Genomic DNA, 15,740 nt, shown 5'->3' with positions numbered 1-15,740 from the left:
GTTCACCGATGGCCTATTTCGAACATGACGGTTGCAACCTGCACTACGAGGAATATGGCCACGGCACACCGTTGCTGCTGGTTCACGGACTGGGCTCGAGCACCCTGGACTGGGAAATGCAGATCCCGGCGCTGTCGGCGCACTATCGGGTGATCGTCCCCGACATACGCGGTCACGGCCGCTCCGACAAACCTCGCGAGCGCTACAGCATCGCCGGTTTCAGTGCCGACCTGCTGGCATTGATCGAACACTTGAACCTCGGCCCGGTGCACTACGTCGGGCTGTCGATGGGCGGGATGATCGGCTTTCAGTTCGCCGTCGATCAGCCGCAAATGCTGAAAAGCCTGACCATCGTCAACAGCGCTCCCGAAGTGAAAATCCGCAGCCGCGACGATTACTGGCAATGGTTCAAACGCTGGAGCCTGATGCGCGTGCTCAGCCTCGCGACCATTGGTAAAGCGCTGGGCGGCAAACTTTTCCCCAAGCCCGAACAGGCCGATTTGCGGCAGAAAATGGCCGAACGCTGGGCAAAAAACGACAAACGTGCTTATCTCGCCAGCTTCGATGCGATTGTTGGCTGGGGCGTTCAGGAACGACTTTCCCGGGTGACCTGTCCAACCCTCATCGTCACTGCCGACCGTGACTACACACCGGTGGCACTGAAAGAAACCTATGTAAAACTGCTGCCTGATGCGCGGCTGGTGGTCATCGCCGACTCGCGCCACGCCACCCCGCTCGATCAACCCGAACGCTTCAACCAAACGCTGCTGGAGTTTCTCGCCGCAGCCGACATTCAATCTCAGGATCACTGACCCATGCTGAAAAAACTCGCCCTCGCCGCCGGCACCGTGCTGTTTGCTGCCAACCTGATGGCTGCCACGCCTGCAAAAGCACCGCACGTGCTGCTGGACACCACCAACGGCCAGATCGAAATCGAACTGGATCCGGTCAAGGCGCCGATCAGTACCAAAAACTTTCTGGATTACGTCAACAGCGGCTTTTACACCAACACCATTTTCCACCGCGTGATCCCGGGCTTCATGGCTCAGGGCGGCGGTTTCACGCCACAGATGCAGCAGAAAGAAACCAAGGCGCCGATCAAGAACGAGGCGAGCAACGGTCTGCATAACGTTCGTGGCACCCTGTCGATGGCGCGCACCTCCAACCCTGATTCGGCCACCAGCCAGTTCTTCATCAACGTCGCCGACAACGCCTTCCTCGATCCGGGCCGTGACGCCGGTTACGCGGTATTCGCCAAAGTGGTCAAAGGCATGGACGTAGTCGACATCATCGTCAACTCGCAGACCACCACCAAACAGGGCATGCAAAACGTGCCTGTCGACCCTGTGATCATCAAGTCGGCCAAAGTCATCGACTAAGCTGTACAGGGCGTTTCGAGCGGCGCTGGCCTGACACCACGTCGCTCACACCGATAAAAGGAGAGCCCGGCATCCGGGCGGTTATCTGATGCTCTATCGCCGTTTCGAACAACTGATCGACATATTCCGCGACGCTCCGACGGCGTCTCCTCCAGATCGTGTCTGGCCCTTCTACACCTATTACCTCAAGCAGGTCTGGCCGAGTTTCGCCGCCCTGCTGGTGGTGGGCCTGTTTGCCGCGTTGATCGAAGTCGCGCTGTTCAGTTACCTGAGCCGCATCATCGACCTGGCCCAGGGCACACCCAACCCGAATTTCTTCAGCGACCACGCCCTCGAACTGACCTGGATGGTGGTGGTTGCCCTGGTGCTGCGGCCGATCTTTTTCGGCCTGCACGACCTGCTGGTGCATCAGACCCTGAGCCCGGGGATGACCAGCATGATCCGCTGGCAGAACCACAGCTACGTGCTCAAGCAGAGCCTGAATTTCTTCCAGAACGACTTCGCCGGGCGCATCGCCCAACGCATCATGCAGACCGGCAACTCGCTGCGTGACTCAGCCGTGCAAGCGGTGGATGCGCTGTGGCACGTGGTGATCTACGCGATCAGTTCGCTGGTGCTGTTCGCCGAAGCCGACTGGCGTCTGATGATCCCGCTGCTGACGTGGATCGTCGCCTACATCGGCGCGCTGTATTACTTCGTGCCACGGGTGAAAGAGCGTTCGGTGGAAGCTTCCGACGCGCGCTCGAAACTGATGGGACGGATCGTCGACGGCTACACCAACATCGCCACCCTCAAGCTGTTCGCCCACACCAACTTCGAACAGCACTACGCCAAGGAAGCCATCGAAGAACAGACGGTCAAGGCGCAAATGGCCGGCCGCGTAGTGACCAGCATGGACGTGGCGATCACCACCATGAACGGTCTGCTGATCGTCGGCACCACCGCACTGGCACTGTGGCTGTGGACGCAGTCACTGATCACCGTCGGCGCGATCGCCCTGGCGACGGGTCTGGTGATTCGCATCGTCAACATGTCCGGCTGGATCATGTGGGTGGTCACCGGCATCTTCGAAAACATCGGCATGGTGCAGGACGGTCTTCAGACCATCTCGCAACCGGTCAGCGTCACCGATCGTGAGCAGGCCAAACCGCTGGCCGTGGCTCGTGGCGAAGTGCGTTTCGAGCACGTGGATTTTCACTACGGCAAGAAGAAAGGCATCATCGGCGACCTCAACCTGAACATTAAACCGGGCGAGAAAATCGGCCTGATCGGGCCGTCCGGCGCCGGCAAATCGACCCTGGTCAACCTGCTGCTGCGCCTGTACGACGTCGAGGGCGGACGCATCCTGATCGATGGGCAGAACATCGCCGAAGTCGGCCAGGAAAGCCTGCGCGCACGCATCGGCATGATCACTCAGGACACCTCTCTGCTGCACCGCTCGATCCGCGACAACTTGCTCTACGGCAAGCCTGACGCCACCGATGCCGAACTCTGGGACGCGGTGCACAAGGCCCGCGCCGACGAGTTCATTCCGTTGCTGTCGGATGCGGAGGGACGCACCGGTTTCGACGCGCACGTCGGCGAACGCGGGGTGAAACTGTCCGGCGGCCAGCGTCAGCGCATCGCGATTGCGCGAGTGCTGCTCAAGGACGCGCCGATCCTGATCATGGACGAAGCGACCTCGGCGCTGGACTCGGAAGTCGAAGCGGCGATTCAGGAAAGCCTGGAAACCCTGATGCAAGGCAAAACCGTGATCGCCATCGCTCACCGTCTCTCGACCATCGCCCGCATGGACCGGCTGGTGGTGCTGGAAAACGGCAAGATCGCCGAGAGCGGTACCCACGCCGAACTGCTGGCACATCGCGGATTGTATGCGCGGTTGTGGGCGCACCAGACCGGGGGATTTGTCGGGATCGATTGAGCATTGGGTCAATACAATTCCAATGTGGGAGGGGGCTTGCTCCCGAAAGCAGGGTGTCAGTACCGAACATTTGCCTGACACACCGCATTCGGGAGCAAGCCCCCTCCCACAATACATTGAGAACCGCCCCAGCCCTTTAACCACGGGCTCTGGCGGTTTTTTTGCGCCTGCTGGAAATCCATCCAAAGCGTGCTGTACTCAGCCAAGGTTCCAGCACGGGACCTGTCGTAAATCGGCAAGGAAGCACAACTCGATACAGTCTCGATAGCACGCCTATCAAGGACTCTCTCATGTCTCTGTTCAAACGTTCAGTCACTGAGTTGTTGGGTACGTTCTGGCTGGTTCTGGGTGGTTGTGGCAGTGCGGTGCTCGCCGCGTCTTCGCCCTTGGGCATCGGGGTGCTGGGGGTGGCCCTGGCGTTTGGTCTGACGGTGCTGACCATGGCGTTCGCCATTGGCCACATCAGCGGATGTCATCTCAATCCGGCCGTCTCGGTCGGTCTGTTCGTTGGCGGTCGGTTTCCGGCCAAAGAGCTGCCCGCCTACATCATCGCGCAGGTGCTCGGCGCGATTCTCGCCGCCGCGCTGATTGCGCACATTGCCAGCGGCAAGGAGGGTTTCGATATCGCCGCAGGTCTGGCCTCCAACGGTTACGGTGAGCATTCACCGGGCAAATACTCGATGACGGCCGGATTTGTCACCGAACTGGTGATGACCGCCATGTTCGTGATCATCATCCTCGGCGCCACCGACAAACGCGCCCCGGCGGGCCTCGCACCGATTGCCATCGGCTTGGGCCTGACGCTGATTCACCTGATCTCGATTCCAGTCACCAACACCTCGGTGAACCCGGCGCGCAGCACCGGACCGGCGCTGATGGTCGGCGGCTGGGCGATCGCGCAGTTGTGGATGTTCTGGGTCGCGCCGCTGATTGGCGCTGTGGCAGGCGGGGCGATTTATCGCTGGTTAGGTAAAGAGGATATCTGAAGCTACTGGAGATCCCCTGTGGGAGGGGGCTTGCTCCCGAAGGCGTCGTGTCAGTCATATTTACCCTACTGACACACCGCATTCGGGAGCAAGCCCCCTCCCACAGTAAGAAATCAGCCATGCCCGGTAATCGATGTCGGCCCTGGTCAAAAACGAGCTCAGGCCTGGCGGTACGGCAAGGCTGTTCTGGCTTCCTCGGCGTACGCAAGGACGCCGGCGCGTTCCTGTTGCAGGAAGCCTTTGACTGCGGCTTTCAGACCGGGATGACGCAGGTAGTGCCACGAGTGGGTGATCACCGGCTCAAAACCGCGAATCAGTTTATGTTCCCCCTGCGCACCCGCATCAAAGCGCTGATACCCCTGGGCAATCGCGTAATCCATGCCTTGATAGAAACACGTCTCGAAATGCAGCCGGTCAAACTCGGCCAGACAGCCCCAATAGCGTCCATAGAAGCTGTCGCCCCCGACCAGACTGAAGGCCATCGCCACCGGGCGTGAAGCCTGTTTGGCGAAGACCACCCGAATCGAATCCGGCATCCGCTCGGCCAACAGACTGAAGAACTCGCGTGTCAGGTACGGCGCCTGGCGGCGCACGGCGTAAGTATTGGCATAGCAGGCGTAGACAAAATCCCATTGCGATTCATCCAGCTCACGCCCCTCCAGCCATTCGAATTCGAAGCCCTGCCCCGCCACTTGCTCGCGCTCTTTACGCATTTGCTTGCGCTTGCGCGAACTGAGCACGTCGAGAAAATCCTGGAAGTCCCGATAACCGCGATTCTGCCAGTGATACTGACAGCCGATACGTTGCAGCCAGCCCGGCTGCTCGGCCATCGCGGCGTCGGTGAACGGGTCGGTAAAGTTGATGTGCGCGCTGGAAAGTTCTTCGATTTCCAGATAACCGGGCAAGCTCTTGAGCAGTTCGAAACCGTCCTCGACATTCGCCGCCAACAGTCGTGGGCCGCTGACCGGGCTGAACGGCACCGCCGTCAGCAGTTTGGGGTAGTAATCGATGCCGGCCCGGGCGCAGGCATCGGCCCAGCCGTGATCGAACACGTATTCGCCGTAAGAATGCCACTTGCGATAACTGGGCAGGGCCGCGATCAGCCGATCGTCTTCGACGTGCAGCAGATGCTCGGCTTGCCACCCTGTGTGCGGGCCAACGCTGCCGCTGTCTTCAAGGGCCGAGAGGAAGGCGTGCCGCAGAAACGGCTGGTTCTCGGGCACCAGTGAATCCCAGTTCGCAGGGGCGATTTCTGACAGGCTTTGCAGGCGTTGCAACGGCATCCACTGACTCTCCACTTCCGGGCTTCAAAGCCCCGCGAGTATCGCTTATCGCTGCCCTTTGCACACGAGCATTCGGACGACAGCGCTCTAGATCAATAGTTCAGGACATCTTTGTATCGTCATCGACATGACATCACTTAGCCACTGCTCTGTCATAAACCATCGCGATACTCGCTCCTGTTTTTAGAGCGCCGGGTTCTACCCGGACACTGTTTTCCGACGTGCGCGTCGGTGTGCCCCGGATGGTTCAGCCATCCCTCTCATCTTCGGAGATTGCTATGCGTCTTGCTTCCACGAAAACTGCGGCGGCCCTGTGCGGGGGCCTATTGCTGGCCATGAGCGTTCCGGCCAGTGCTGCAGTCGACGCCAAACTGCTCGACATGCTCAAGGCCAACGGTTCCATTTCTCAGGCGCAGTACATCGAACTGCAAACTGAACTGGCCAAGGATCAGAAGGCTCAGCAAATCGCGCAGCAGGCGCAGCAAGAGACCAACGAGCAAATCGCGGCGACCGCGAAGAAAACCAACGAGTTGAGCTCCTTCGACCAGAAACTCGCCTGGGCCGCCAAGACCCAGTTCAAGGGCGACGTGCGTATCCGTCAGGAAACCATCAAGATCGACGGCGAGCCGAACAACGGCGGCCGCGACAAGGATCGTCAGCGCATCCGTGCCCGTCTGGGCGCCTACACCGAGATCAACCCGCAAGTCGACACTGGCATCCGTATCGCCACCGGCGGCGGCGACGATGCCCGTTCGACCAACCAGGACCAGGACAACTACTTCGACAAGAAGCAGATCTGGCTGGATCTGGGCTACATCGACTACCACCCGGACCAGATCAAGAACCTGCACATTATCGGCGGCAAGATGCTCCAGCCGTGGGTCAGCATGGGCGACGTGATCTGGGACAGCGACATCAACCCGGAAGGTCTGGCCGTCACCTACAAATATCCACTGGGCAGCAGCGCCGAACTGTTCGGCAGCCTGGGTAACTACAATCTCAAGGACAACGTCGACGGCGATGGCGTGCAATTCCGTCACGACCTGCGTCTGACCGCTGGCCAGCTGGGTAGCCGCTTCAACATCACCGACAACCTGAAACTGACCCTGGGCGGCAGCGTCTACGCCTACCAGAACGACGAAGACAGCCGCTGCACCGGCACTTCCACACCGTGCGCCCTGGCGGTCAACGGCAACTCGGCCAACAACGAATTCCGTCTGTATGAAGGGTTCAGCCAGGTCGACATCGGCGGTCTGCCGATGCCATTGTCGTTCTACGGCCAGTACGTGAAGAACAACGATGCCGTGACCGACGCCGATACCGCGTGGCTGTTGGGTGCCAAGTCGAAAGTCTTCGGTTTGAACCTGGACTACAACTATCGTGACGTGCAACGCAACGCCGTGGTCGGCGCCTTCACCGACTCCGACTTCGCCAACGGCACCACCGGTTCCCGTGGGCACAAGTTCAAGGTCGGTTACGACATCGACAAGAACTTCGCCATCGGCGCCACGTACTTCCTGACCAAGGCCGACTTCTCCAGCCGTACCCAGCGTGACGCAGACACCAACACCCTGCAGTTGGACGCGGAAGCGAAGTTCTAAAACGCTCCACCCCATAGCCCAGTGCGGGCGAGACGATCCCCATCATCCGTTCGTTTCGTCCGCGCCGGACTATTTCTGCAGGATGCAAAAAAACCTGTAGGTGGAATTCTATTTTTCCTTGCGGCGTTGCTCCGCCAGGCGCTCGGCCAGCGCGTCCACACCCTCATCCGGCTTTTCAGGCATCGCCCTCAACGTGGCCTGCATCAAACGCATCTGACGAATGAAGCGCCGGCAGTTCGGGCAGAACATCAGGTGATGACGCACCATCAGTTTTTCGCGAAAGCTCAACTGGCCATCGAGATAATCGCTGGAGCGCGCTACTTGTTCCTTGCAGGTCAGCATTCGCCGGTCTCCTCAAAATGCTCCACCGTGGCGAAGACTTTCAGTCGTGCCCGATGCAGCAGCACCCGGACATTGGAGAGCGAGATTTCCAGAAGATTACAGATCTCTTCCAGCTCCAGGCCCTGACGCTCGCGCAACAGCAACACACTGCTTTGCAATTCCGACAGGCTGAGCAAGGTGTGCTCCAGACAGTCACGCAACTCGCTTTCGGTGAGCAAGGCTTCCGGCGTGTCCTGATGCCAGGCGAACGGCGCCACCAGCCAATGGCCGTCACCGGGCGAAAAACGATCGTCGTCGATGGTGCCGTGGGGTGACGGCAGGTCATCCATCAACACTTCGCGGCGGTTTTGTTTGTAGCGGCTCTTGGCCGAGTTGGCGGTGATGGTCAGCAGCCAGGTCTTGAGACTGGAGCGGCCCTCGAAGCTATCGATATGGCGCACCACCGAGAGCCAGGCGTCCTGCACCACTTCTTCGACATGGCGTTGGCCGACAATGGCGTAAGCCACGGCGCGCATGGCGCTCTGGTAGGTGCTGACCAGTTCCTTGAAGGCCTTTTGCTCACCCGCGAGCAGGCGTTCGAGCAGTTGGATGTCGTCCGTTGCGGCCATGCACGCCTCGTTTGCAATACCGATTGACGTTAACCACTCGAACCTGTGGCGAGCGAGCTTGCTCGCGCTCGGCTGCGCAGCAGTCGCAAAACCGGCGAATGCGGTTCTTCAGCAAGACCGCAATCGCCGATGTTGGGAGCGCTACGCACTCCAGCGGGAGCAAGCTCCCTCGCCACAAGGGCTGGTGACTCAGCGCTTGCGCAGAATCACGCTGCCGATCGAGTAACCGGCGCCGAACGAGCTCAGCACGGCCAGCGAACCGGCGGCCAGATCGTCCTGATATTTGTGGAAGGCAATCACCGAGCCGGCAGAGCTGGTGTTGGCGTAGGTGTCGAGAATCACCGGCGCTTCTTCTTCGGTGGCTTCACGGCCCAGCAGCTTGCGCACGATCAGGTGGTTCATGCTCAGGTTGGCCTGGTGCAGCCAGAAGCGCTTGACGTCGCCGACGTTGAGTTTGTTCTCCTCCAGATGCTCACCGATCAGCTCGGCGACCATCGGGCAGACGTCCTTGAACACCTTGCGGCCTTCCTGCACGAACAGCTTGTCGCGGGCACCGATGCCCTCTTCCGCGGCGCGGTTGAGGAAGCCGAAGTTGTTGCGGATGTTGTTGGAGAACTTGGTCAGCAGTTTGGTGCTGACCACGTCGAACTGGTACTTGGACGTCGCCAGGTCAGCGCGTTCGATGATCACCGCCGTCGCCGCATCACCGAAGATGAAGTGGCTGTCGCGGTCGCGGAAATTCAGGTGCCCGGTGCAGACTTCCGGGTTGACCATCAGGATCGCCCGGGCCTGGCCCAGTTGCACGGTGTTGGCAGCTTGCTGGATGCCGAAGGTCGCCGACGAGCAGGCGACGTTCATGTCGAAACCGAAACCCTGAATGCCCAGCGCTTCCTGCACTTCGATGGCGATCGCCGGGTAAGCGCGTTGCAGATTGGAGCAAGCAACGATCACACCGTCGATGTCGGCGGCGGTCTTGCCGGCACGTTGCAGGGCCTGTTCGGCGGCGCCGATGGCCATCTGGCACAGGACCGACCATTCGTCGTTGGAACGCTCCGGCAGGCGCGGGGCCATGCGCGCAGGATCAAGGATGCCGTCCTTGTCCATGACAAAGCGGCTCTTGATGCCCGAGGCTTTTTCGATGAATGCCGCACTGGATTCGGTCAGCGCCTGGACTTCACCGCTGGCGATGGCGTCGGCGTTGTCGGCGTTGAACTGCGCGACGTAGGTATTGAAAGACTGCACCAGCTCTTCGTTGGAGATGCTGTTGGCCGGGGTGTACAGGCCGGTGCCGCTGATGACGACGTTATGCATGGTCGTTTCTCTAATCTGTTCAGGCAGAAAGCGCTGGCACCGACGTACCAACACACAAAGGGTCTGTTCCCGTCCGCGGGACGCTGACCTGGCATCTTTATAGTGCCGCCCGTGACCTCGCCGAAGGCTCTGGGTCGCGAAAACGGCATTTATGGTCGCGAAGTTTGCCATAAACCCGAAGTTTTGGCCCCTTTCTCAAGCACAACCCAAATCCCGATGTGGGGCATATCTCTATCTTTGTGGCGAGGGGATTTATCCCCGATCGGCTGCGAAGCAGTCGCCAAACCATCACCCTCATCAAAACTGATGGGCTGAGATGGTCGCTTTTGGGGCGGCTTCGCCGACCATCGGGGATAAATCCCCTCACCACAAATGCCCACAGGTGATCGAGCAAGGTTTGGGATCAGGCCTCGACCTGACTCCACTGCTTGCTCAGCCGCTTGTCCGAGATCGGCACTTTGGTGCCCAACTGCTGGGCGAACAGCGACACCCGGTATTCCTCCAGCCACCAGCGGTACAGCTCCAGCTGCGGATCGCGTTTGCCTTCCTGGGCATGTTTGGCGGCGCGGGTCTGATATTGCGCCCAGAGGCCGGCCAGTTCACCGCTCCAGACCCGGTCCTTCTGCACTTGCGCGCCAAGCTTCTCGAAACGCTGCTCGACCGCTTTCAGGTAGCGCGGCAACTCCTTGAGCCATTGCATCGGCGTTTCCCGGACGAAACCCGGATACACCAGATTGCTGATTTGCTGCTTGATGTCGTTAAGCGCCACTGCCTGAGCCAGATCGATCTTGCCCTTGAAGCGTTTTTGCAGACCGTGCCACAGCTTGAGAATTTCCAGCGTCAGCCGCGCCACGCGCTCGGCGTGTTCGGTCCAGTTGCCGCGTTTGCGCTCGGCCAATGCCGCCAGCCCGGCGCCGTCACGCGGCAGCGGGTCTTCGCCTTCGAGAATGCAGGTGTCGAGACTGGCCAGCAGAATGTCTTCGACCAGCGCATCCACTCGGCCCAGCTCGCGATAGAGCAGGCCCAACTCGGTGATGCCCGGCAGTTTGCCGCGCAGGAATTTCGCCGGCTCGGCCAATTGCTGCATCAGCAGCCGCTGCAAGGCGCGGCGATGCTGGAACTCGGCTTCGGCCGGAGTCGAAAACCGCCCTTCCTTGACCGTGCCGCCCTCTTCCACCAACGCCGGATAGACCGTCATCGACAGCCCGGCAATCTTCTGCTGGGTCTTTTCCGCCACCGGGGCGAAGACCTTGGCCTCCACCGGTTGCTGACTTTTTGCACTCTGCGGTACGGCCAATGCCGCTTGGCTGGCTTCGGCAAAACGCGCGGTCAGCTCGGCCAGATCGCGGCCCTCACCGAGGAACTTACCCTGGCCGTCGACGATTTCCAGGTTCATCCGCAGATGGCTTTCGACCTGCTGCGCCGCTTCCGCCCAAGCCTCATCGCTGACCCGGGCACCGGTCATGCGCAGCAGTTCGCGACCCAACGCCTGCGGCAACGAGCCCTCGGCGAAGGTCATGCGCTGCAACGCCGCCTTGATGAAGTCCGGCACCGGCACGAAGTTCTTGCGCAAGGCTTTCGGCAGATTGCGCACCAGCGCAATGCACTTGGCCTCGATCAGCCCCGGCACCAGCCATTCCAGGCGCTCCGGCGGCAGCATCGGCAGCAGCGGTGCCGGCACGCGCAGGGTCACGCCGTCGCGCGGGTGATTGGGTTCGAAGTGGTAGCTGAGCGCCAGTTCCAGATCGCCGATGTGCAGCGTGTCCGGGTAGTCGCGCGCGGTGACTTCACTGGCCTCACGGGCCAGTACGTCCTCTTCGCGCATGATCAGCAATTGCGGGTCTTTCTGACTGTTGACCCGATACCAGCTGTCGAACGTCGCGGTCTGGTGAATCTCCGCCGGCAAGCGCGCATCGTAGAACGCGTACAGGGTTTCTTCGTCAGCGAGAATGTCGCGGCGACGAGCCTTGGCTTCCAGCTCGTCGAGCTGTTCGAGCAACTGCTTGTTGGCGGTCAGGCACTTGGCTTTCGACTGAATCTCGCCACGTACCAGGCCTTCGCGGATAAACAGCTCCCGCGAGACCACCGGATCCACCGGGCCGTAATGCACCGGGCGGCGACCGACCACGATCAGCCCGAACAGAGTGATCTGCTCGTAGGCCACGACCTGGCCGCGCTTCTTCTCCCAGTGCGGTTCGAAATGGTTTTTCTTGATCAGGTGCCCGGCCAGCGGCTCGATCCAGTCGGCATCGATCTTGGCGACCATGCGCGCGTAGAGCTTGGTGGTTTCCACCAGTTCGGCGGTCATCAGCCACTGCGGACGTTTCTTGCCGATGCCCGACGACGGATGAATCCAGAACCGCCGCTGACGGGCGCCGAGGTAATCGCCGTCTTCGGTTTTCTGGCCGATCTGGCTGAGCAGACCGACCAGCACCGCTTTGTGCAGTTTCGGATAATCCGCCGGCTCTTTATTCAGGCTCAACTGCATGTCGCGGCAGATCAGGCTCAACTGGCGATGAGAGTCACGCCACTCGCGCAGGCGCAGATAATTGAGGAAATTCTTCCGACACCAGTTGCGCAGCGGGCTGGCGGTCAGTGCCTGGCGTTGCTCTTCAAAACCACGCCACAGATTGACCAGCCCGGCGAAGTCCGAATCGCTGTCTTTCCATTGTGCGTGGGCCTGATCGGCTGCTTGCTGACGCTCCGGCGGACGCTCGCGCGGGTCTTGAATCGACATGGCGCTGGCGACGATCAGTACTTCCTGCAAGCTGCCGAGTTTTGCCGCTTCGAGCAGCATGCGGCCCATGCGCGGGTCTACCGGCAGGCGCGCCAGCTGACGGCCGAGCGGGGTCAGCTGACTGTTGCGATCCACCGCCGAGAGTTCTTGCAGCAGGTTGAAACCGTCGCTGATCGCCTTGCCGTCCGGCGGTTCGATAAACGGGAACGCAGTGATTTCGCCGAGGCGCAGATGCAACATCTGCAAGATAACAGCGGCAAGGTTGGTACGCAGAATCTCCGGATCGGTGAATTCCGGGCGACCGAGGAAATCCTCTTCGCTGTACAGGCGCACACAGATCCCCGGTTCGACCCGGCCGCAGCGACCTTTACGCTGGTTGGCGCTGGCCTGGGAAATCGCTTCGATCGGCAGGCGCTGAACCTTGGCGCGATAGCTGTAGCGACTGATACGCGCGGTGCCGCTGTCGATCACGTAACGGATGCCCGGCACGGTCAGCGAGGTCTCGGCAACGTTGGTCGCCAGCACCACGCGCCGCCCCGGGTGCGACTGGAAAATCCGCTGCTGCTCGGCCGGCGACAGGCGTGCGTACAGCGGCAGGATTTCGGTGTGTTTGAGTTGGGCCTTGCGCAGCATGTCGGCAGCGTCGCGAATCTCGCGCTCGCCGGGCAGGAACACCAGCACATCGCCGGGGCTGCGGCGTTCGCTGCGCTCGTAGGCAGCAATTTCGTCGAGGGTGGCGAGGATTGCCTGATCCACGGTCAGGTCGTCCTCGACACGGTTGCCCTCTTCGTCCTGCTCCAGGGTCAGCGGGCGATACCAGGTGTCCACCGGGAAGGTACGACCGGAGACTTCAACAATCGGCGCATCATCGAAATGCCTGGAGAAACGCTCCAGATCGATGGTCGCCGAGGTAATGATGACCTTCAGATCCGGGCGACGCGGCAGCAGGGTTTTCAGGTAACCGAGCAGGAAGTCGATGTTCAGGCTGCGCTCGTGGGCCTCGTCGACGATGATCGTGTCGTAGCGTTCGAGGTAGCGGTCGTTCTGGGTTTCCGCCAGCAGGATGCCGTCGGTCATCAGTTTGATCAGGGTGTTGGCATCGCTTTGATCTTCGAAGCGCACCTGATAGCCGACCAGCGAACCGAGCGGTGTGCCGAGTTCTTCGGCCACCCGGCTGGCGACACTGCGCGCAGCGATTCGGCGTGGCTGGGTGTGGCCGATCAAGCCATGCTGGCCGCGACCGATTTCCAGACATATTTTCGGCAACTGGGTGGTTTTACCCGAACCGGTTTCGCCGGCAATGATCAGCACCTGATGCTTCTCCAGCGCTGCCTTGATTTCGTCGCGTTTGGCGGCGATCGGCAAGCTGTCGTCGTAACGAATCACCGGCAGGCTGGCACGGCGCGCCAGCACCTGATCACAGGACGCCTGCATGCGCGCCACCCACTGGGCCAGTTTGGCCTCGTCAGGTTTCTTGCGCAGCTCAAGCAACTGCCGCCGTAGCCGGTGGCGGTCGGCGAGCATGGCGTGATCGAGGTTTTTCAGCAGTTTGTCGATGGAGGGCGATTCGTCGGTCATCGGGTACGCAATTCGGTCGTCTGTTTATGCAGGGGGCCGATTGTCGCAGATTTGCCCTCGATTGACCTGCTTCCCCTGTAGGAGCTGCCGAAGGCTGCGATCTTTTGATGTTGTTTTTTTAAAAGCAAAATCAAAAGATCGCAGCCTTCGGCAGCTCCTACAGTGGGAGTTACTCGTTATCGAGGCCTTTGCGGCGGTAGGGGAATACGTCGATGACTTTCCCGGCGCGAATCGCCTCCTGCAAGCCCTTCCAGTAATCGGCGTTGTACAGCTCGCCATGCAGTTGATCGAACAGTTTGCGCTGCCCGGCATCGGCGAACAGAAACGGCGGAAACTCTTCCGGGAACACATCCAGCGGCCCGATCGAATACCACGGTTCGGAAGCCATTTCGTCCTCGGGGGTGCGCGGCGCGGGGATGTGGCGGAAGTTGGCTTCGGTCAGGAAACAGATTTCATCGTAATCGTAGAACACCACGCGCCCGTGACGGGTGACGCCGAAGTTCTTCAACAGCATGTCGCCGGGAAAGATGTTGGCCGCTGCCAGTTGCTTGATCGCCAGCCCGTAATCTTCCAGCGCCTCGCGCACCTGCGCTTCATTGGCGTTTTCCAGATAGAGGTTGAGCGGGGTCATGCGGCGCTCGGTCCAGCAGTGGCGGATCAGCACCGTGTCGCCTTCGACCGAGACCGTAGACGGCGCGACTTCCAGCAGTTCTTCCAGGCATGCCGGATCGAACTTGCTCAGCGGAAAACGGAAGTCGGCGAACTCCTGGGTATCGGCCATGCGCCCGACCCGGTCGACACTTTTCACCAGACGATACTTTTCGATCACCGTCGCCCGGTCGACGTTTTTCGACGGCGAGAAGCGATCCTTGATGATCTTGAACACGGTGTTGAAGCCCGGCAGGGTGAACACGCTCATGACCATGCCGCGCACGCCGGGGGCCATGATGAACTGGTCGTCGGTGTTGGCCAGATGATTGATCAGCGCCCGGTAGAACTCGGATTTGCCGTGCTTGTAGAAACCGATCGAGGTGTACAGCTCGGCGATGTGTTTGCCCGGCAGGATGCGCCGCAGGAAACCGATGAACTCCGCCGGCACCGGCACATCGACCATGAAATACGAACGGGTGAAAGAGAAGATGATCGACACATCGGCTTCGTCGGTGATCAGCGCGTCGATCTGAATCCCGCGGCCTTCGCGATGCAGCAATGGAATCACCAGCGGCCACTGCTCGTCGCGGGTATAGATGCGCCCGACCAGATAGGCGCCCTTGTTGCGGTACAGCACCGAGGAAAACAGCTCGACGCTCAGCTCCGGATCCTTGCACACCCAGTCCGGCAGGTTCTCGCGCAGTTGCGACTCGAGGCGCTGCAGGTCGCCGGGCAAATCGGCGTAATCCTCGCTGAAGCGGTAGTCGGCAAAGATGCTCGCGAGCATCGATGACAACTGCCCTTGCGGCTTGTAGGTGCGGGTTTGCGCGGCCCGGGCGCGGCGCAGGCTCGGCCGGGTGGTGTGGATGAACATGCAGCCGTCGCTGATCAGGTCGTGACTGAACAGCCCGCAGAAGATCGAGTTGTACCAGGTCTCGGACAGTTCATCGTCGAAGCGCAGGTCGATGACACTGATGTAAGCACTTTTCACCAGCGGCCAACTGCCGACATTCATCAGCGTCTCGTCGTCGAAATGCTCGCGCAGGCGGGCGATGGTTTCGCCGACCTTTTCCTCGTAGAGATTGATCCGCGCCGCCGACGCGGTCTGCGTTTCCTGCCAGCGCGCCTGCTCGAAGCGTTCCCGCGCGCCGTCGGTGATCCGCCGGAAATGCTCGCGGTAATCGTCGAAGCCATCGAGGATCATGCGGGCGATGTCGGTGGCTGGCCATTGCTGCGGCATAGATGAGACCTCGGCGTGCAAGTGGAAATCTGTGCCTGAGCTTAGCCACGGAACCGGGTGCAGGTGAAGTGCAATTTCTGCCAAAACCGGAACGCCAGCGCAC

Annotated in this window: 11 protein-coding genes; 5 read left to right on the top strand and 6 right to left on the bottom strand. The window is 60.6% G+C overall.

The genetic code is table 11. The features are described 5' to 3' along the window. Window positions 1–8: 8 nt before the first annotated feature. From ACS4NR_RS01615 to aqpZ, 4 genes are all read left to right on the top strand, one after another. Window positions 9–812 (top strand): alpha/beta fold hydrolase, encoded by an 804-nt coding sequence (locus ACS4NR_RS01615; protein WP_456018933.1) that lies wholly within the window; start codon window positions 9–11, stop codon window positions 810–812. 3 nt (window positions 813–815) lie between these two features. Beyond that, window positions 816–1,379: a peptidylprolyl isomerase gene (locus ACS4NR_RS01610; RefSeq protein WP_095138580.1), complete on the top strand. Its 564-nt coding sequence runs from the start codon at window positions 816–818 to the stop codon at window positions 1,377–1,379. A gap of 88 nt (window positions 1,380–1,467) precedes the next feature. Further along, window positions 1,468–3,300 (top strand): ABC transporter ATP-binding protein, encoded by a 1,833-nt coding sequence (locus tag ACS4NR_RS01605; RefSeq protein ID WP_027614547.1) that lies wholly within the window; start codon window positions 1,468–1,470, stop codon window positions 3,298–3,300. A gap of 290 nt (window positions 3,301–3,590) precedes the next feature. Then, a complete protein-coding gene (aqpZ, locus tag ACS4NR_RS01600) occupies window positions 3,591–4,286 on the top strand; it encodes an aquaporin Z (protein WP_456018932.1) in 696 nt (231 codons plus the stop codon). A 158-nt stretch (window positions 4,287–4,444) separates the two neighbouring features. Here the strand turns inward: aqpZ and ACS4NR_RS01595 are convergent, their stop codons facing one another. Continuing rightward, the gene (locus ACS4NR_RS01595; RefSeq protein WP_456018931.1) at window positions 4,445–5,569 is read right to left on the bottom strand and encodes a GNAT family N-acetyltransferase; all 1,125 of its coding nucleotides are present in this window, start codon (window positions 5,567–5,569) and stop codon (window positions 4,445–4,447) included. A gap of 278 nt (window positions 5,570–5,847) precedes the next feature. Between ACS4NR_RS01595 and ACS4NR_RS01590 the strand changes: the two genes are divergently transcribed. Next, on the top strand, window positions 5,848–7,170 hold the full coding sequence (locus ACS4NR_RS01590; protein ID WP_456018930.1) for a putative porin: 1,323 nt from the start codon (window positions 5,848–5,850) through the stop codon (window positions 7,168–7,170). A gap of 108 nt (window positions 7,171–7,278) precedes the next feature. Here the strand turns inward: ACS4NR_RS01590 and ACS4NR_RS01585 are convergent, their stop codons facing one another. The 5 genes from ACS4NR_RS01585 to aceK form a co-directional block, all read right to left on the bottom strand. Beyond that, a complete protein-coding gene (locus ACS4NR_RS01585) occupies window positions 7,279–7,512 on the bottom strand; it encodes an anti-sigma factor family protein (protein WP_456018929.1) in 234 nt (77 codons plus the stop codon). Continuing rightward, complete coding sequence (locus ACS4NR_RS01580) at window positions 7,506–8,120, bottom strand: RNA polymerase sigma factor (protein ID WP_456018928.1); 615 nt, start codon at window positions 8,118–8,120, stop codon at window positions 7,506–7,508. Before ACS4NR_RS01580 ends, ACS4NR_RS01585 begins: the two co-directional genes overlap by 7 nt. Window positions 8,121–8,309: 189 nt before the next feature. Further along, complete coding sequence (locus tag ACS4NR_RS01575) at window positions 8,310–9,431, bottom strand: beta-ketoacyl-ACP synthase III (protein ID WP_456018927.1); 1,122 nt, start codon at window positions 9,429–9,431, stop codon at window positions 8,310–8,312. A 403-nt stretch (window positions 9,432–9,834) separates the two neighbouring features. Continuing rightward, window positions 9,835–13,746 carry an ATP-dependent RNA helicase HrpA gene (gene hrpA, locus ACS4NR_RS01570; RefSeq protein ID WP_456018926.1) on the bottom strand — a complete coding sequence of 1,304 codons (3,912 nt, stop codon included), beginning with the start codon at window positions 13,744–13,746 and terminating at the stop codon, window positions 9,835–9,837. Window positions 13,747–13,915: 169 nt separating this feature from the next. Next, window positions 13,916–15,637: a bifunctional isocitrate dehydrogenase kinase/phosphatase gene (gene aceK / locus ACS4NR_RS01565; RefSeq protein ID WP_095138571.1), complete on the bottom strand. Its 1,722-nt coding sequence runs from the start codon at window positions 15,635–15,637 to the stop codon at window positions 13,916–13,918. Window positions 15,638–15,740 lie beyond the last annotated feature (103 nt).

This window comes from Pseudomonas sp. JQ36, assembly GCF_053851495.1.
This window is presented reverse-complemented; position numbering and strand designations above follow the sequence as displayed.